This is a genomic window from Amycolatopsis sp. NPDC028719, from assembly GCF_055565395.1.
This window is the reverse complement of sequence record NZ_JBVHUL010000005.1, coordinates 316,222-332,883: the sequence shown is the minus strand read 5'-3', so window position 1 is coordinate 332,883 and position 16,662 is coordinate 316,222. Positions and strand designations below refer to the sequence as shown.

The window sequence follows — 16,662 nt, the reverse complement described above, 5'->3', positions numbered from 1 at the left end:
AGACCCGTGACGCGGATCTCAGCGGCACCCCGCGAGAACTTGACATGGTCCAGCTCGGCGCTATGTTTAACAGATCCGTTAATTAACAAGGTGCTGAAATGACGACTGACCAGTTGAGCCGGACGTTCTCGGCGCTCGCCGACCCGACCCGGCGCGCCATCCTCGCCCGGCTGTCGGCCGGCGAAGCGACGGTGAACGAGCTCGCCGAGCCGTTCACGATGAGCCTGCCCGCGGTTTCGCGGCACCTGAAGGTGCTGGAACAGGCCGGGTTGATCACCCGCGGCCGCACGCGTCAGTGGCGGCCCTGCCGGCTGGATGCGAAACCCTTGGAAGACGTCGCCGACTGGGTCGCGACCTACCGCCGGTTCTGGGACGGCGGGTTCGACCGGCTCGAGGACCACCTGAGGAGCTTGACCGGCGATGCCTGACCTGGAGATCACGCGCGTCTTCGACGCCCCGCGCGAGCTCGTGTTCGCCGCCTGGACGCACCCGGACCACCTGGCGAGCTGGTTCGGCCCGCACGGCTTCACCTGCGCCGCCGTCACCCTCGACCCGCGGCCCGGCGGCCGCTGGCGCGCCTGCATCCGCTCCCCCGAAGGCGAGGACCACTGGATGCACGGCGTCTACCGCGAGGTCAGCGCCCCCGAGCGGCTCGTGTTCACCTTCGCCTGGGAGGCCCAGGAGCTGGAGACGCTCGTGACGATCGGCTTCGCCGGCCTCGACGGCAAGACCGAGATGACCTTCCGCCAGACCGGCTTCCCGTCCGCCGCCGAGCGCGACGGCCACCACGAGGGCTGGACCTCCAGCTTCGACGACCTGACCGGCTCCATCCGAGGAAAGGACGACCGATGACCGCCACCCTGCCCGAGATCACCTCACCGGAGGAATGGCAGGCCGCGCGCGACGCGCTGCTGGTCAAGGAGAAGGAGCACATGAAGGCGGCCGACCGCCTCGCCGCCGAGCGCCGCCGGCTGCCGATGGTCCGCTTCGACGCGAAGTACCCCTTCGAGAGCGCGGACGGCCCGGTCAGCCTGCTCGACCTGTTCGAGGACCGCCGTCAGCTGATCGTCTACCACTTCATGCTGCACCCCGGCGACGAGGCGGGCTGCCCCGGCTGCTCCCTGCTCGTCGACAACATGCCGCACCTGGCCCACCTGCACGCCCGCGACGTCACGCTCAAGGTCGTCGCGCCGGCGACCCTGGCGGAGATCGAGCGGTACAAGGCGCGGATGGGCTGGGACGTGCCGTGGGTGTCCGCGCACGGCACCGGGTTCACCGAAGACTGCGGCGTCGGCACGGGGTTCGGCGTGAGCGTGTTCCTGCGCGACGGCGACGACGTCTACCGGACGTACTTCACCTCCGGCCGCGGCGGCGAGATGTTCCTGGCCTCGCACCGCTACCTCGACGTCACGCCGCTGGGGCGCCAGGAGGCGTGGGAAGAGGACAGCCACGGCGACGACGCGCCGGGCTCGTGGTGGCGCCGCCACGACGAATACTGACGGTTCACCGGCGACGTCGAAGGCCCGGCCGGCGATCCCGCGCTTCCCCGCGCGATCGCTCCGGCTCGGCGGGCACGACTCCGGGCGCGGTGAAGCGCGGCTGGTGCCTGGGCGGCACCACCCGCGCCCGGGACGTCAGTGCGCCTCGGCGGCCGAAGCCGCCGAGGGCGGGACGTCAGCGGTTCTTGGCCGCCCGCAGCGCGATCCACTGGCGCATCGCGTACTCGACCAGCGTGATCAGCGTCTGCTTCGTCGACTCGCGGTCCCGGGCGTCGCAGCGGACGATCGGGATGTTCGGGTCGATCGACAGGGCCTCGCGCACGTCGTTGATGTCGTGCTCCAGCACGCCGTCGAACGTGTTGACGCCGACGATGTACGGCAGGCCCCGGTCTTCGAAGAAGTCGATCGGGGCGAACGAGTCGGCCAGCCGGCGGGTGTCCGCCAGCACGACCGCGCCGATCGCGCCGCGGACCAGGTCGTCCCACATGAACCAGAACCGCTGCTGTCCGGGCGTGCCGAACAGGTAGAGGATCAGGTCCGCGTCCAGCGAGACCCGGCCGAAGTCCATCGCCACCGTGGTCGTCGACTTGCCCGGCGTGTGGTCGAGGTTGTCGACCCCGACGCTCGCGTCGGTCATCATCGCCTCGGTGGTGAGAGGCACGATCTCCGACACCGACCCGACGAAGGTCGTCTTCCCCGCACCGAAACCGCCAGCCACCACGATCTTGGCGGATGTCATGGTCGGGGGCGCGGTGTCCCGCGGTGCCTTAAAGCCGACGGAGTCCACTCAAAACCCTTTCCATCAACACCAGATGTGCCTCGGCGCCGTCATTGCCCGTTATCGTCTTGTGCACCGTGACCAGCCCCGCGTCCGCCGCGTCGCTGATCAGCACCCGGGCCACGCCCAAGGGCACCCGCAAGGCCGACACGAGCTCGGCGACCGAACGGGGGGTCCGGCACTCTTCCATGATCGAGACGCACTCGATCAGCTCCGTGGCCACCTCGGGGAAGCCACCCGTGGCAGCGTAGTCCTTCGCGGAGATCAGTGTCTCCAGCTCCAGGGCGTAGTTTGCCCGGGTGCGGCCGCCGGTCAAAGCGTAGGGCCGGACGATCGCCGTCTGCTCCTCGGGCGCGAGCGGCTGTTCGAACACCGCGGGCATGACGAACTCGCCGCTGGGCGGGCCCGGGTCGAACAAACCGCCTGGTCTGGGGCTGTCCCCGTCGGTACTGCCGGGGGGCGAGACTAAAGAGGTCACTCGATCTCCTTGGTCGGCCGACGGCGCGGGCGCCGGCGGTTCCGCGGCCGCGTGCGCACCGGCGGCCGGGGGTGGCGGGGACTCCTTGCTCTTCTTGCGCTTCCGGCGGGCACGGCCGGAATCCAGGGTGAACCCGTTGAGGACGTCGGCGAACGTGCCGTCGTCCTCTCTCCCGGGGGGCCGCTGCCCCTCGGGTGGTTCGCCGCCGAATCCGGACCCCGTGCTCATCGCGCCATCATCCCACCGGTTCGCCGATCAGCGACCCACCCGATCCCTGGAGCTGAGCGCGCAGCTCCGGGGTCAGGATCTGGCCGACCCGGTCGACGAGCATCGTCATCTCGTAGGCGACCTGCCCGATGTCGCAGTTCGGGGCGGCGAGCACGGCCAGGCAGGATCCGTCGCTGATCGACATCAGCACCATGATCCCCAGCTCCATCTCGACGACGGTCTCGTTGACCGCCCCGGCCTCGAAGCACCGCGCGGCGCCCTGGGTGAGGCTGACCAGGCCCGAGGCGACCGCCGCGAGCTGATCGGCCCGGTCGAGCGGCAGCCGGTTCGAAGCGCTCAGCAGCAGCCCGTCCGCCGAGACGACCACGGCGTGGGCCACGCCGGGCACCCGCTCCGCGAAGTCGTTGATCAGCCAGCCGAATTGATTCTGCGACGGCTGTGCGCTACTCGGCGAGGTCATTCACCCTCCAGTGTCTCGTGGTTGGTCTCGGCCCGCGCGGTGCGGTGGCGTCCGCGCTCGATGCCCTGCTGGAAGCTTCGCAGGCGGCCGCGCACGTCGTGTGCGTCCCGTTGTGGTCGGGGGGCCGTGGCCCCGGTGGGCGGTCCGGCGCTGCCCGGGAGCAACTGCTCCCCCCGACGGCGCCGGGGCAATCCTGCCGAAGTGAACGTGGCGGGTGCCGACTGGGACACCGCTTGCACAGCTCGCCAGCCCTCATCGGGACCGAAGTTCCACTCGGCGGTGACTTCTTCCTGCCGCGGGGCCGGAGTTTCCGCCGCGGCGGCACCCCGGCGGGACGGCAGCACGGAGGGCGGCTCGGCGGGACGCCCGGCGCTGCCCGGCTGCGGAAGCGGCCCCTCCGAGAAGGCCGGGGACGGCCGCTCGCCGGGCTGCGCCGGTTCGGACTGCTGCAGCCCGCCGAAGGCCGGCGGCCGGGGCTGCCGGCTCGGCAGCGGACCGGGCTCTGGCCGAGCGGCCGGCTCGCCGGACTCCGGCCGGCGGTCGCCCTGCTGCCCGGGCTGGAGGGCACCTTGCTGCCCGGGCTGCTGGTGGAGCTCCCCCGGCTGAGCCGCGGGAGCCCGATCCGGCTGCGCCGAGCCGTTCGGCTGGAACGACTGCCCAGGCTGCGGGAGCTCCCCCGGCTGAGCCGCGGGAGCCTGATCCGGCTGCGCCGAGCCGTTCGGCTGGAACGACTGCCCGGGCTGCGGGAGCTCCCCCGGCTGAGCCGCGGGAGCCTGATCCGGCCGCCCCGGATCATCCGGCTGGAAGGCGACGGGTTGCTGCGGAGCCGCCGGGCCCGGGCGCTGTGCCGCCGGGGCCTGCCGGCCCGGCTGCGGCAGGCCGTTCGGCGGGACCGCGCCGGGCTGCTGCGCGGGCGCGGCTCCTCGCTGGTCCCGGTGCGGCAGGCCGTTCGGCTGGGGTGCCGGCCGGCGCTGAGTACCCGGCTGGGGCGCCTGCTGCTGAGCAGCCTCCGGCTGGGCCGCGGCCGTGGGCGTTCCCTGCTGCGCGCCCGGCTGGAACGCCGACCCCGGCTGCTGTCCCTCCGGGCGACCGGGTGCCTGCTGGTTCGCCGCTGCCCGGCGGGTCTGCTGGCGGCCGCGGGTCACGCCCTGCTGGAAGCTGGTCAGCCGGCCGCGCACGTCGGCCGGGTCGCGGACGGGCAGATCCGACCGGGCCGGCGCCGGCGCCGCGGGGATCGCCGGGGACGGGGTCGCGCTGCCCGGCATGAGCTGCTCGCCGCGGCGGCGGCGGGGCAGGCCCGCGTCGGTGAACGCCGTCGGTTCCGTCTTCGAGACCGCTTGGACCGTCCGGAAGTTCTCGTCGCTCGCGAAGTCCCAGCTGCGCTTTTCGCCCGCGGCGGCCGGCTTCTCCGGAAGCGCCTCTTCCGCCTCGGCCGGCTTCGCCTCCTCCGCGGCGGCCGCCGGCTTCTCGGCGGGCTTGTCCTCGCGGAACCACGCCGACAGCATCTCGTCGAAGATCGGTGTCGTCTCCGAGCGGTCCGGGGCCGGCGTGGGCGTCGGGGCCGGAGCCGGCGTCGCGGTCGCCTGCTGCCACCAGTCGCTCAACGTGGTTTCGTTGGCGGAGAACAGGTCCTTCCCCGAAGGCAGGTCGCCGGAGCGCGGCGGGTCCGGCAGCGGCAGCACCGCGGGCACCGGCGGCAGCGTCGGACGCGGCGGCGGGGCCGGGTCGTCCTTCGGCAGCGGCGCGAACAGGTCCGTCCCGGAGATCTCCAGGTCCGACGGCGGCCGGACGTCGGCCGGCCGGTGGCCGTTCGTCAGCCCGGCGAGGTCGCTCGCCGACGGCCAGCGCTCCTCCCCCATCGTGGGCTGCTCCGGCACCATCGGGCGCGGCCGGGAGTGGCCGTTGACCTGGCGCCGCGGCAGCTGGTTGCCCGCCGGCGGGCTCGCCTGCGGCTGCCGCGGGGCGCCGATCGGCCCGGTCAGCGGGCCGTCGGTCACCGCCGTCACCAGCTCCGCCGGGACGACGACCGTGGCGCGGACGCCGACGATGTCCTTGCCGCCGTGCAGCGACACCCCGATCCGGTGCCGGCTGGCCAGCCGGCCGACGACGAACAGGCCCATCCGGCGCGAGGTGGCGAGGTCGACCGACCCGGCCTCGGTCAGCCGGGTGTTCGCCTCGGCGACCTCGGCCTCGTTCATGCCGATGCCCTTGTCGAGGATGTCGATGTTGAGCGAGCCGTCCTCGCCCAGCCGCGACGCCACCGTCACGCTCGTCTCCGGCGCGGAGAACGCCGTCGCGTTGTCCAGCAGCTCCGCGACCAGGCGCATGAGGTCGCTCGCGGCGTAGCCGACGATCCGGGCCGGGGGCGGCGGCTGGACCTGGACCCGCTGGTACTGCTCGATTTCCGACACCGCGGCGCGGAGCATGTCGGTGGTGCCGACCGGCTTGCCGGACCGGCGGCCGGGCTCGGCGCCCGAGAGCACCATCAGGTTCTCGTTGTTGCGCCGCATCCGGGTGGCGAGGTGGTCGAGCTGGAACAGCGTGGCCAGCTGGTCGGCGTCCTCTTCGTCCCGCTCCAGCTGCTCGATCAGCTGCAGCTGCCGCTGGACCAGGCTCTGGCTGCGCCGCGACAGGTTGACGAAGACGCTGCCGAAGCCGGTGCGCATCGCGGCCTGCTCGGTCGCCAGCCGCAGCGCCTGGTGGTGCACCTTGTCGAAGGCCCGCGCCACCTCGCCGACCTCGTCCTCGGTCTGCACCGGCACCGGCACGACGGCCGTGCCCTGCACGCGGCCTTCCTGGATGTTGCGGACCGCCTCGGGCAGCGCGGTCTCGGCGACGTCGAGGGCGCTGCGCCGCAACGCTTTCAGCGAACGCAGCAGCTGGCGGGTGATGAGGAAGACGACCGCGACGGCGAGCACCATCGCGGCGAACAGCAGCACCGCGAGCAGGCCGGCCCTGCTGCTGGCGTCGTCGACCAGCTGTTCCGAGGTGGCCGACGCCGACGCGCCGAGCCGGTCGGCGACCTGGCTGATCTGCGTCCGCATCGCCGAGGACGCGGTGTTCCAGTCGGCCGCCGACAGGGCGCGGAAGGCGTCGTCCACCGCGTTGGCCGGCGCGTTCAGCACGGACTCGACCATCCGGGCCCGGCTCTGCGCCTGCCCGCCCTCGGCGATCGCCGCGAAGTCGCGCTGCAGGGTGTCGCCCGCCGCGGAGCGGAAGTCGACGAGCCGGTCGGCCAGCCGCAGCTCGGCGGCGCGCAGCGTGGCCAGTTCGCTCGGCGACAGCACGGAGCGGGCGATGCCGTAGGACACCATCGCCTGGCTGAGCGACACCTGCTCGCCCGCGACGAGCAGCTCGTGCAGCCCGGCGGGTGTGCCGCCGAGGGTGCCGTCGCCGGCGCCCGCGGTGGCCGCGGTGTCGAGGCCGATCAGCGAACCGGTGGTCCCGGAGTAGGCGGTGACGGCCTGGGCCGGGTCGAGCTGGCCGCCGTCGACCTGACGGCGGAGGAAGCCGAGGTTGTTGACCTGCGCGGTGGCCGCGCCGGCGGCCCCGGCCACGCCGGGCTCGACCTCGGACGCACGGGCCTGCGCGGCGGTGAACGGCCCGACCGCGGCGTCGGTGGCCTTGCGGGCCGCGGCCAGCTCCGGCGTGCCGCCGACGGTGCCCTCGGTCAGCATCGCCGCGGTGACCGTGCGCTCCTGCTGCAGCGCGCCGGTGAGCGCGCGGGTCTGGCCGCCGAGCGCGACGAGCCGGTCGAGCCGCTGGTACTCGTCCGAGCGGCCGACCTGGCCGGCGATCGTCGTGATGCCGAGGACCAGCGCGAGCACGATGGGGACGACGGTGACGGCCGAAAGCTTGACCGGCAGGCTCCAGTCGCGCCAGCGCACGAGGGCCCGCCACGCGTCCTTGCCCTTGGACCGCCGGGGTGCTCGGCCGAGCAGCTCCCCCACCGGCACCTGACCTTCTCCTGCAACGGTCACGTGAGTGACTCCCTGTCCGGCGTCATGGATCCGCGTCGGCGGCGCGGCGTCCCGGCTCGCGGCGGGCCGCCGGACGGCCGCGCCGCCCGTGCCCTGCCCCGTCGCCGGTGCCCTCGCTCGTCCCCGGCCGCCCGGCCGGCCGCGCGCCCGTCGCCGGGCAGGCACCATCCCGCGGTCCCGTGCAAGGGACTGTGCACGTGCACGGCGCAACTTGCGTTCTGCACGGTCGTCGAGATCAACTTTATCGGTGCCAATCGATCGCTGCGGTGAGCTGGGCCAAAGAATCGTACCCCCGGCACCCGGCCGGTCAATTCTCTTCCCCACTCGGGCGCTGACCTGCGAAAAGTGCTTTCCGCACCGAGAACCGCCCCCGACATTCGACCTCACTGCCCCCGAAGAGGGAATTCCGGTTACCGGATGAGTCTCACCCAGGCATCCGGACGTCACCCGATTAGCCCATGCGGTCCAGCATAGTACCTCGGACGATCTACACTGAGTACCCCCATCGAGTGGGTCAAGTCTCAAGATGTGCCCGATGTTGTGGCGTTGCGGGCCGGCATGCCCCGACCTGGTGATCCCTCACGAGACTCCCTGGTGATCAGTGGATCTTCGCCACCGCGCCCGCGCATGGCGACAACTCTCCGGCGCCATGACGAGCACTTTCGCTACCCGGCGTGACCAGCTGCGATGGTCCACCGGCGGGATTGCCCCGTTCGCCGCAGCTTCCGCCGGATGCGATAACGACGCGTCACAATTCTTTTCATCATTACGGGTGGCCGGCCGGTGATCTTGGAGCGCAGCATCATTCGATGCTTTCGACAGGAAAACGAATACCACGCCTTCCCGGTGCGCGAGGCCGACCGGCCGCCTGCGATGTCCGCCGGACGGCCTAGTTACGATGTGCGCCTCGCAGTCCGCAAGGGCGGCCCGGCGCCCTGTCCGCAGACGCCCGGAGCCCCGCCGCCACGGAGGCACTCTGCCGGAGGCACCCATGTACGACGTCGCGCGCCCCGCGGCGGGCAACCCCCTCGAAGAGACCGGCCAGATGCCGGCCCTGTTCACCGGGGACCGCCCGTCCGACAGCCAGCACGGCCAGCACGGTCAGCACGGTCAGCACCGCCAGCACCGCCGGCCCGTTCCCCGCTCGGGTCCCGACTACCCCGCGATCCAGGCCAGCCGCGAGTTCGTCTCGCTGCGGCGGCGGTTCCGGGCCTTCGTCTTCCCGATGAGCTTCGCCTTCTTCGCCTGGTACATGACCTACGTGCTGCTGGCCGCCTACGCGCACGACTTCATGAGCACCAAGGTGTTCGGCCAGGTCAACGTCGGCATCCTGCTCGGCATCGGCCAGTTCGCCAGCACCGCGCTGGTCACCTGGCTCTACCTGCGCTACGCGCGCCGCCACGTCGACCCGCGCGTGGCCGAGCTGCGGGCCCGCGCGGGCCTGCCGGAAGGGACCCGCCGATGACCGCGCTCGCCGACGGCGGCACGCCCGCCAGCAACCCGCTGGTCAACACCGTCGTGTTCGCCCTGTTCGTGGCGATCACGCTCTACGTCGTCTACCGGGCCAGCAGCCGGAACTCCTCGACGGCCGACTACTACGCCGCGGGCAGCGCGTTCACCGGCCGCCAGAACGGCATCGCGCTCTCCGGCGACTTCCTGTCGGCGGCGTCGTTCCTCGGCATCGCCGGCGCGATCGCGATCCACGGCTACGACGGCTTCCTCTACTCGATCGGCTTCCTCGTCGCCTGGCTGGTCGACCTGCTGCTGATCGCCGAGCTGCTGCGCAACACCGGCCGCTTCACCATGGGCGACGTCCTGAGCTTCCGGATGAAGCAGCGGCCGGTCCGCGCGGCGGCGGCGACGTCGACGCTGGTGATCTCCTTCTTCTACATGCTGGCGCAGATGGCCGGCGCCGGCGGCCTGGTGGCGCTGCTGCTCAACGTCCACTCCAAGCTCGGCCAGGCGCTGGTGATCGGCGTCGTCGGCCTGGTCATGGTGCTGTACGTGCTGGTCGGCGGGATGAAGGGCACCACGTGGGTGCAGATCATCAAGGCGACCATCCTGCTGCTGTGCGGCGCGCTGCTCACGGTGTTCCTGTTCGGCAAGTTCGGGTTCTCGTTCTCCAACCTGCTTTCTTCGGCGGCGGAGAACAGCCCGCTCGGTGACAAGCTCCTGGAGCCGGGCGGCTCGTACGGCAAGAACAGCACCACCAAGCTCGACTTCGTGTCGCTGGCCCTGGCGCTGGTGCTCGGCGCGGCGGCGCTGCCGCACGTGCTGATGCGGTTCTACACGGTGCCGAACTCCCGGGAAGCCCGCCGCTCGGTGGTGTGGGCGACGGCGTGCATGTTCCTGTTCTACCTGTGCACGCTGGTCATCGGCTTCGGCGCGGCCGCGCTCGTCGGCGCGGACGAGATCAAGGCCGCCCCCGGCGGCGAGAACTCGGCGGCGCCGCTGCTGGCCCTGCACGTCGGCGGGACGCTGCTGCTGGGCATCATCGCCGCGGTGGCGTTCGCGACGATCCTCGCGGTCGTGGCCGGGCTGACCATCACCGCGTCGGCGTCCTTCGCCCACGACGTCTACGCGAACATCTTCAAGCAGGGCAAGGCGGAGCCGGCGGACGAGGTCCGGGTGGCGCGGCTGACCGCGATCGCGGTCGGGGCGCTGGCCATCGTCGGCGGCGTGCTGGCGAACGGGCAGAACATCGCGTTCCTCGTCGCGCTGGCGTTCGCGGTGGCGGCGTCGGCGAACCTGTCGACGCTGCTGTACTCGCTGTTCTGGAAGCGGTTCAACACGACCGGCACGCTGTGGGGCATCTACGGCGGCCTGATCGCCAGCCTGGTGCTGGTGCTCTTCTCGCCGGTCGTCTCGGGCGCCCCGGACGCGATCTTCAAGAGCGTCGACTTCGCCTGGTTCCCGCTGAAGAACCCGGGTCTGGCGTCGATCCCGTTCTCGTTCCTCTGCGGGTTCGTCGGCACCTTCGTCGGCAAGCCGAAGGCCGACCCGGAGAAGCAGGCCGAGATGGAGGTCCGGTCCCTCACCGGGATCGGCAGCTGATCCCCTCGGGCGGCCTGCGTCACGCGCGCAGGCCGGCCAGGATCACGTCCAGCACGCGTTTCCCGTCTTCCGGGCTGCAGTTGCGCACCGCCATGCCGGCGCCGTGACCCAGGCGCAGCACGTCCGCGCCGACGACGTCCCGGCGGATCAGCCCCGCGTCCCGCGCGGTGTCGACGAGGACCCCGGTCGCCGCGCGCAGCCGTTTCTGGCAGTACTGGAAGGTTTCCGAGCCCGAGTCGATCGACTCCTTGAGGATCGTGGCCAGCTTGTGCCGCTCCACGACCCAGGTGACCTGCTCGGTCAGCCACGCCTCGAGCGCCTCCCACGGCGGTAGCTGTTCGTGCAGCACGTACGCGCGGTCGGCGAGCACCTCGATCTCGTCGCGGTAGACCGCTTCGAAGAGCTTCTCGCGAGTCGGGAAGTGCCGGTAGAGCGTGCCCGCTCCGACGCCCGCCTTCTTGGCGACGTCGTCGAGCGGCACGTCGGCGCCGTGCGCGGTGAAGAGCTCGTTCGCCGTCGCGACGATGCGCTCGTAGTTGCGTCGCGCGTCCGCCCGCATCGGACGCGCCGTCTCACCGCCCGGCATCCCGGCCTCCTCGCCCCTTAACCGGAGAGATTCTCCGAATTCTCTTGCGCATCCGGAGACATTCTCCATATTATCGGATCGCACCCAAGCGGAGAACATCTCCGCTTCTTCTCTTACTCCTCGGGGGAGTATCTCTTGTCCCAGCAAACGATCCACCGTGCGGTCGAGCCTGCCCCGGCGCGCCGCAGCGGCCTGATCCTGGCGATCATCCTGACCTGCCAGCTCATGCTCATCCTCGACGCGACCGTGATGAACGTCGCGCTCCCGCGCATCCAGGCCGACCTGGGATTTTCGGCCACCGGCCTGTCCTGGGTGATGACGGCCTACAGCCTGGTCTTCGGCGGGCTGCTGCTGCTCGGCGGCCGCGCCGGCGACCTGTTCGGCCGGCGCCGGATGTTCGTCGCGGGCACCGCCCTGTTCACCCTCGCGTCGCTGGCCGGCGGCCTCGCCGGCTCGGCCACGCTGCTCATCGCCGCCCGTGTCCTGCAGGGGGTCGGCGCCGCCATGGCCGGGCCGAGCACCCTGGCCCTGGTCACGACGACGTTCTCCGAGGCCAAGGCCCGCGTCCGGGCGCTGGCGCTGTTCTCCGCCATGTCCAGCGGCGGGTTCGCGATCGGCCTGATCGTCGGCGGCCTGCTCACCGAGTGGATCTCGTGGCGCGCGGCGCTGTTCATCAACGTCCCGTTCGGCCTGGCGATCGTGCTGCTCGCACCGCGGTTCGTGCCCGAACCCCCGCGCCGGCCCGCGCACCTCGACCTGCCCGGTGCGGTCACCGGCACCCTGGGCGTCGGCTCGCTCGTGTTCGCCTTCACCCACGCGGCGTCCGACGGCTGGGGCAACGCCGTGACGCTCGGCGCGCTCGCCGGCGGCCTGGCGCTGCTGGCCGGGTTCGTCGCGATCGAGGCCCGCACCGCGATGCCGCTGGTCCCGCTCCGGCTGTTCGCCGACCGCAACCGCAGCGCGGCCTACGTCAGCTTCTTCCTCGGCCCGATGGCCATGATGTCGATGTTCTTCTTCCTCACCCAGTTCATGCAGGACATCCGGCACTTCGCCGCGCTGGCCACCGGGTTCGCGTTCCTGCCGATGGCGGTGCTGATCTTCACGATGAGCCGGCTCGTGCCGCGGCTGCTCCCGCGCTACGGCCCGAAGCCGCTGGCGATCACGGGGTCGCTGCTGATGGTCTCCGGCGTCGTCTGGCTCGCCCAGCTCACCACGGAGAGCACGTACTTCCCGGCGCTGTTCGGGCCGCTGCTGCTCATGGGACTCGGCGGCGGGCTCGCGTTCGCGCCGCTCAACGTGATCGTGATGGCGACCGTGCCGAACGAGGACGCGGGCGCCGCGGGCGGCGTGCTGCAGACGATGCAGCAGGTCGGCAGCACGCTGGGGCTCGCCGTGCTGGTCACGGTGTTCGGTGCGGTGACCCGCTCGGCGGGCACGACCGGGGCTCAGCTCACGGTCGACGGCATGACCGCCGCGTTCGCCACCGCCGCCGGGTTCGCGGCGTGCACGTTCCTGGTGGCGCTGACGTTCCGGCGGGTTACAGCTTCTGCCCGGCCTTGACCTTGTGCGTCACGCGGCGCTCGACGAGGAACGAGACGAACGGGACGCAGCCGGCCAGCAGCACGAGCACGGTGCCCTTGATCGACCAGCGGGCCTTGATCGCCAGGTCGATGGTCAGCACCAGGTAGATCATGTAGAGCACGCCGTGGATCGGCGAGTAGACCGCCGACGGGGTGGGGTTGTCGAAGCCGTACCGCAGCACCATCACGAAGCAGAGGCCGAGCAGGCCGACGCCGGTGACGTAGGCGGCGGTGCGGAACCGGACCAGGGGGCCGGTGAGCGGCACCGCCGTCTGGGCGGCACCTTCGGTGCTGGTGGTCATCGGGACGTCCTCACTCTGCGGCCTGCTGGTCGCGGGCGTTCAGCTCGCGCAGGTAACGGTTGTACGCGGCCAGCTCCTCGTCCTCGTCCTGCTCCGCTTTCACGGCGTCGGGACGCGGGCGAGGGGCGGGCACCTCGGGCTGTTCGCGCACGGGCTCTTCGGCTTGGGCTTCGGCTTGGGTTTCGGCCTTGTGCTTCAGCTGGCGGATGCGCCAGAACATGAAGGCCGGGAACAGGCCGAAGAGCGGCCACTGCAGGACGTAGCCGAGGTTCTGGAAGGTGCCGTTCGCCGAGGTGAAGCGGTCCCACTGCCACCAGGCGAGCCCGCAGCAGACGAGCAGGCTCACCACGCAGGTCGCGACGATCGCGATCCGGCGTCCCCAGGGGGAAACCGCCGGCGGAGGGGAAGCTGGCACGGCCTCGACGCTAGCACTGGGCGGCTGAGGGCCGGCGGCCGACTGTGATCCGGGTGGCCCGGCTCTCAGCCCAGGTCGATGGGCTGTCGCGAATGACTCATTCGGGGCTTCGGAGGTCCCGAATGAGTCATTCGCGGCGTCGAGGGTCCGGGTTATCCCCAGCACCGGGCGATTGTGGACAACTCGGCCGGGGTGCGGCGGGATCGGGCTCGTTGTCGGAGGCCGCCGATAGAATGGATCCGGGGTCAGCCCCCTGGGATGGGCGGGGCCGCGGCCGGGCTCGTCAGCCTTGCTTGCGCACCGACTGGGCGCCCTTGGCGTACCCGTCGGCCAAGCCGAACACTTTCTGCGCGTACTCCGTCGAGTTGTTGTACGACAGGATTCCGGCCCACCACCCCGACGGGCCGGCCATGTCCCGCCCGCCCGCGCACAGGTACCGCGCCGCTGCCAGGGCCGCGTCGTCGATCTGCTGCGGGTCGCCGAGGCCGTCGCCGTTGCCGTCCGAGGCCCACTTGCGCCACGTGCTCGGGATGAACTGCATCGGGCCGACCGCCCGGTCGACCCCCGCGTCGCCGTCGTAGCGGCCGCCGTCGGTGTCGCCGATCGCCTGGACGCCCGCGGAGCCGTCGAGCGGGACGCCGATGATCGGCTTGGACGGGCGGCCGTCCGCGCCCAGCACCGCGCCCGCGTACTGGCCGTGGTTGGACTCGATCCGGCCGATGCCGGCGAGCGTCGCCCACGAGATCTTGCACTTCGGCTGGTCCGCGCGCAGCGCCAGCTCGGCGTTGCCGTACGCCTGCAGCGCCCGCGCCGGGACGCCGGTCGCCGCGGCGACCTGGCTCGCCCACTGGGACAGCGTCGCCGGTCCCGTGCTGCGGGCCTGCTGGGGAGAAGTCTGCTGCTCGGCCCCGCCCGCGACGGCACCGCCGGCCGGCACGACCGACCCCGGGCGGACGTCGGCCGCCTTGACCTGCAGGGCGGGGATTTCGGTGGTGAGCGGGCTCGCCTCCGGCGTCGACGCACGGGTGACGAGCCAGATCCCGCCGCCGGCCACGGCCAGCACGGCAAGAACCACGATCAGCCGGGTGAGCACTGCCACGCTCTGGGAACGCGGCGCCGGTGCCGGTACGGCGGGGGCGGCTTCCTCGACGCTCGCGTCGACGGGGTCGTCCTCGTTCTTTCCGGTCCTGGTGCGCACGAAACTCCGGTCCTCCAGCGTGTGTCGACGAACTGTCAACGAGCCCGCGCAGGTTAGCGTTACGCGGGTCGCCGCAGTCGTCTCACCACACCGGTTCACCCGGCCGAGTGGAAACGGTCAGGCGGATTTCTGCTGACGCGCGAGCCGCGCGACGCACCAGGCCGGGGCACTGCCGCGGCGGAGGTGCTGCAGAACGGTCATCGGCCCGAGCCGGCGGCTCAGGTCGGAGGGCGCGAGCCCGGCCGCCCGGTAGTCGAGGGCCCGCTGGTCGAGCGGGCTGAGTCCGGCGTCCCACCACTCCTCGGCCTCGGCGACCCCGCCGACCATCTGCCACCAGCCCGCGGCGGCGGTGAGGAGCTCTTCCGGCACGTCGGGCAGCCGGCTTCGCATCGCGTCGAGGTAGCCGGGGTCGGCCGACTCGACGGGGACGAACCGCTGCTGCCCGGATCGGGCCCGCTGGCCCGGGATGCCCGGAGCCTGGGCAGGCGCGTCGGCCAGCCACGCGGAAGCGATGCGGTCGACCTCCTGCTCTTCGGGGGTCTGCTCGCGCTCCGCGGCCCATTGCCGGATCAGCGCGTCCACTCCGGGATCTCCGGTCATCCCTGCCTCCTTGTAGGTCCCCGACGGACAGGCCCTGACACCTGTCCCACGCGGTGGTGCCGCACGCACCAACCTGCACCTTGCTGAGTGGAAACTGCCTGCGTACCGGGGGTCTCCGGGGGGAGGGCGAACCACCCGATCACGCAATGTGAGCACCGTAGGGCCGGGGTGGTCTCCTTCGCCAGACCCCGGCAGGCACGAATTCGCCGACCTGCGCGTTTTCGGCTGCAATCCACCCGGATGGTCGAGTGTTCGGTCCGAATTCCGAGATTCGTGACACTCAGTGATTTACCGTCCGCTAACACACAGGGTGACGACCGGCGCCGCCCGTTGCGGTGCCGGTCAGAGGGTCCGGGTGGTCAGGAAAAGAGCGACCGGAAGAACGTCACGATCGCTTCGGCGCCGTCCTTGAGCCAGCCGAGGACGCGGTGCACGAAGTCGGCGGACTGGGTGGGCTGGGTGATCAGGAAGAAGAGCACGAGCGCGACCACGCCGACGATGAGAACTTTCTTCATGCCGCTCGACATGCGCTTCCTCCCGGGCTCGCCGTCCCCGTCCTGGGAGTGGCCACGCCAATACTCTAGGGAAGGCGTGCCCCGAAGACACCCCGATCAACCCCCGATCACCCCGACCGATCCCGAGGAGCCGCGATGACCCGGAACGTGCTGGTGGAGCGGGACGCCGAAGTGACGACGGTCACCATCGACCGCCCCTCCGCCCGCAACGCCGTCGACGGGCCGACCGCGGCCGAGCTCGCCGAGGCGTTCCGCGAGTTCGACGCGGACCCGGGCGCCGCCGTCGCGGTCCTCACCGGATCGGGTGGCGCGTTCTGCGCGGGAGCGGACCTGAAGGCGATCGGCACCGACCGGGCGAACCGCACTCACCCGGACGGGGACGGCCCGATGGGCCCGACCCGGCTGCGGCTCGGCAAGCCGGTGATCGCGGCCGTCCACGGCCACGCCGTCGCGGGCGGGCTGGAGCTCGCGCTGTGGTGCGACCTGCGGGTCGCGGACGCCACGGCGGTGTTCGGGGTCTTCTGCCGCCGCTGGGGAGTCCCGCTGATCGACGGCGGCACGGTCCGGCTGCCGCGCCTGATCGGCCAGTCGCGGGCGATGGACCTGATCCTGACCGGACGGCCGGTCGAGGCGCCCGAAGCGCTGGAGATCGGCCTGGCGAACCGCATGGTCCCGGCAGGCGGGGCCGTGGCGGCGGCGCAGGAGCTGGCGCGCCAGATCGCGGCGTTCCCGCAGGCGTGCCTGCGAGGCGACCGGCTCTCGGCCCTCGAGCAGTGGGGCAAATCCGAGGAAGACGCGCTCGCGGCCGAGTTCCGGGCGGCGATGGGCACGGGTGTGCTGGCGGCGGAGGCGGTCGACGGCGCGGCCCGCTTCGCCGGCGGAGAGGGCCGGCACGGCACTTTCACGTGATCAGGCGGGCATCACCCGTGTCCGGAGAGGCATCTCGCGTGATTGCAGGGGCATCACGCGTGATGCCCGTCCAGACACGG

General features: G+C 71.9%; 17 protein-coding genes. 7 read left to right on the top strand and 10 right to left on the bottom strand.

Features of this window, described 5'->3' with window-relative positions:
* Positions 1-98: 98 nt before the first annotated feature.
* Genes ACZ4TR_RS24885 through ACZ4TR_RS24875 form a run of 3 tightly spaced genes read left to right on the top strand, consistent with a single transcriptional unit; the run spans position 99 to position 1,499 of the window.
* Positions 99-428, top strand: a complete 330-nt coding sequence (locus ACZ4TR_RS24885) for an ArsR/SmtB family transcription factor (protein WP_465289233.1) — start codon at positions 99-101, stop codon at positions 426-428.
* The gene (locus ACZ4TR_RS24880; RefSeq protein WP_465289232.1) at positions 421-852 is read left to right on the top strand and encodes an SRPBCC family protein; all 432 of its coding nucleotides are present in this window, start codon (positions 421-423) and stop codon (positions 850-852) included. Before ACZ4TR_RS24885 ends, ACZ4TR_RS24880 begins: the two co-directional genes overlap by 8 nt.
* The gene (locus ACZ4TR_RS24875) at positions 849-1,499 is read left to right on the top strand and encodes a DUF899 domain-containing protein (RefSeq protein ID WP_465289231.1); all 651 of its coding nucleotides are present in this window, start codon (positions 849-851) and stop codon (positions 1,497-1,499) included. Before ACZ4TR_RS24880 ends, ACZ4TR_RS24875 begins: the two co-directional genes overlap by 4 nt.
* Positions 1,500-1,674: 175 nt before the next feature.
* Here the strand turns inward: ACZ4TR_RS24875 and ACZ4TR_RS24870 are convergent, their stop codons facing one another.
* The 4 genes from ACZ4TR_RS24870 to ACZ4TR_RS24855 are packed head-to-tail and all read right to left on the bottom strand — an operon-like array spanning position 1,675 to position 7,399.
* A complete protein-coding gene (locus ACZ4TR_RS24870; RefSeq protein WP_284741211.1) occupies positions 1,675-2,238 on the bottom strand; it encodes a GTP-binding protein in 564 nt (187 codons plus the stop codon).
* A gap of 28 nt (positions 2,239-2,266) precedes the next feature.
* Entirely contained in the window at positions 2,267-2,983 is a 717-nt protein-coding gene (locus ACZ4TR_RS24865) for a DUF742 domain-containing protein (RefSeq protein WP_364525241.1), read from the bottom strand.
* Between the two features lie 7 nt (positions 2,984-2,990).
* On the bottom strand, positions 2,991-3,443 hold the full coding sequence (locus ACZ4TR_RS24860; RefSeq protein WP_284741209.1) for a roadblock/LC7 domain-containing protein: 453 nt from the start codon (positions 3,441-3,443) through the stop codon (positions 2,991-2,993).
* Complete coding sequence (locus tag ACZ4TR_RS24855) at positions 3,440-7,399, bottom strand: sensor histidine kinase (RefSeq protein ID WP_465289750.1); 3,960 nt, start codon at positions 7,397-7,399, stop codon at positions 3,440-3,442. Before ACZ4TR_RS24855 ends, ACZ4TR_RS24860 begins: the two co-directional genes overlap by 4 nt.
* A 1,015-nt stretch (positions 7,400-8,414) precedes the next feature.
* On the opposite strand from ACZ4TR_RS24855, the gene ACZ4TR_RS24850 reads away from it, so the two are divergent.
* Both ACZ4TR_RS24850 and ACZ4TR_RS24845 read left to right on the top strand, forming a co-directional pair.
* Entirely contained in the window at positions 8,415-8,888 is a 474-nt protein-coding gene (locus ACZ4TR_RS24850) for a DUF485 domain-containing protein (protein WP_465289230.1), read from the top strand.
* The gene (locus ACZ4TR_RS24845) at positions 8,885-10,477 is read left to right on the top strand and encodes a solute symporter family protein (RefSeq protein WP_465289229.1); all 1,593 of its coding nucleotides are present in this window, start codon (positions 8,885-8,887) and stop codon (positions 10,475-10,477) included. Before ACZ4TR_RS24850 ends, ACZ4TR_RS24845 begins: the two co-directional genes overlap by 4 nt.
* 19 nt (positions 10,478-10,496) lie before the next feature.
* On the opposite strand, the gene ACZ4TR_RS24840 is transcribed toward ACZ4TR_RS24845, so the two are convergent.
* Positions 10,497-11,063, bottom strand: coding sequence for a TetR/AcrR family transcriptional regulator (locus ACZ4TR_RS24840; RefSeq protein ID WP_465289228.1), 567 nt, complete (start codon positions 11,061-11,063; stop codon positions 10,497-10,499).
* Between the two features lie 135 nt (positions 11,064-11,198).
* On the opposite strand from ACZ4TR_RS24840, the gene ACZ4TR_RS24835 reads away from it, so the two are divergent.
* Positions 11,199-12,623 carry an MFS transporter gene (locus ACZ4TR_RS24835; protein ID WP_465289227.1) on the top strand — a complete coding sequence of 475 codons (1,425 nt, stop codon included), beginning with the start codon at positions 11,199-11,201 and terminating at the stop codon, positions 12,621-12,623.
* Here the strand turns inward: ACZ4TR_RS24835 and ACZ4TR_RS24830 are convergent.
* The 5 genes from ACZ4TR_RS24830 to ACZ4TR_RS24810 form a co-directional block, all read right to left on the bottom strand.
* Positions 12,601-12,945, bottom strand: a complete 345-nt coding sequence (locus ACZ4TR_RS24830) for a DUF3817 domain-containing protein (RefSeq protein ID WP_284741204.1) — start codon at positions 12,943-12,945, stop codon at positions 12,601-12,603. The two genes, ACZ4TR_RS24835 and ACZ4TR_RS24830, sit on opposite strands and share 23 nt — an antisense overlap.
* Positions 12,946-12,955: 10 nt before the next feature.
* Entirely contained in the window at positions 12,956-13,360 is a 405-nt protein-coding gene (locus ACZ4TR_RS24825; protein ID WP_465289226.1) for a hypothetical protein, read from the bottom strand.
* 283 nt (positions 13,361-13,643) lie between these two features.
* The gene (locus tag ACZ4TR_RS24820; RefSeq protein WP_465289225.1) at positions 13,644-14,558 is read right to left on the bottom strand and encodes a lytic transglycosylase domain-containing protein; all 915 of its coding nucleotides are present in this window, start codon (positions 14,556-14,558) and stop codon (positions 13,644-13,646) included.
* Between the two features lie 117 nt (positions 14,559-14,675).
* A complete protein-coding gene (locus tag ACZ4TR_RS24815; protein WP_364525229.1) occupies positions 14,676-15,158 on the bottom strand; it encodes a helix-turn-helix transcriptional regulator in 483 nt (160 codons plus the stop codon).
* Positions 15,159-15,517: 359 nt separating this feature from the next.
* Entirely contained in the window at positions 15,518-15,673 is a 156-nt protein-coding gene (locus ACZ4TR_RS24810) for a hypothetical protein (protein ID WP_285483651.1), read from the bottom strand.
* Positions 15,674-15,808: 135 nt separating this feature from the next.
* On the opposite strand from ACZ4TR_RS24810, the gene ACZ4TR_RS24805 reads away from it, so the two are divergent.
* Entirely contained in the window at positions 15,809-16,582 is a 774-nt protein-coding gene (locus ACZ4TR_RS24805) for a crotonase/enoyl-CoA hydratase family protein (protein ID WP_465289224.1), read from the top strand.
* Positions 16,583-16,662: the final 80 nt, after the last annotated feature.

Bases quoted from the DNA above. Each gene is read 5' to 3' on its own strand.
- ACZ4TR_RS24845 (WP_465289229.1), top strand. From the start codon at position 8,885: ATGACCGCGCTCGCCGACGGCGGCACGCCCGCCAGCAACCCGCTGGTC.
- ACZ4TR_RS24815 (WP_364525229.1), bottom strand. From the start codon at position 15,158: ATGACCGGAGATCCCGGAGTGGACGCGCTGATCCGGCAATGGGCCGCG.
- ACZ4TR_RS24830 (WP_284741204.1), bottom strand. From the start codon at position 12,945: ATGACCACCAGCACCGAAGGTGCCGCCCAGACGGCGGTGCCGCTCACC.
- ACZ4TR_RS24850 (WP_465289230.1), top strand. From the start codon at position 8,415: ATGTACGACGTCGCGCGCCCCGCGGCGGGCAACCCCCTCGAAGAGACC.
- ACZ4TR_RS24840 (WP_465289228.1), bottom strand. From the start codon at position 11,063: ATGCCGGGCGGTGAGACGGCGCGTCCGATGCGGGCGGACGCGCGACGC.
- ACZ4TR_RS24885 (WP_465289233.1), top strand. From the start codon at position 99: ATGACGACTGACCAGTTGAGCCGGACGTTCTCGGCGCTCGCCGACCCG.
- ACZ4TR_RS24875 (WP_465289231.1), top strand. From the start codon at position 849: ATGACCGCCACCCTGCCCGAGATCACCTCACCGGAGGAATGGCAGGCC.
- ACZ4TR_RS24870 (WP_284741211.1), bottom strand. From the start codon at position 2,238: ATGACATCCGCCAAGATCGTGGTGGCTGGCGGTTTCGGTGCGGGGAAG.
- ACZ4TR_RS24880 (WP_465289232.1), top strand. From the start codon at position 421: ATGCCTGACCTGGAGATCACGCGCGTCTTCGACGCCCCGCGCGAGCTC.
- ACZ4TR_RS24805 (WP_465289224.1), top strand. From the start codon at position 15,809: ATGACCCGGAACGTGCTGGTGGAGCGGGACGCCGAAGTGACGACGGTC.
- ACZ4TR_RS24810 (WP_285483651.1), bottom strand. From the start codon at position 15,673: ATGAAGAAAGTTCTCATCGTCGGCGTGGTCGCGCTCGTGCTCTTCTTC.
- ACZ4TR_RS24865 (WP_364525241.1), bottom strand. From the start codon at position 2,983: ATGAGCACGGGGTCCGGATTCGGCGGCGAACCACCCGAGGGGCAGCGG.
- ACZ4TR_RS24860 (WP_284741209.1), bottom strand. From the start codon at position 3,443: ATGACCTCGCCGAGTAGCGCACAGCCGTCGCAGAATCAATTCGGCTGG.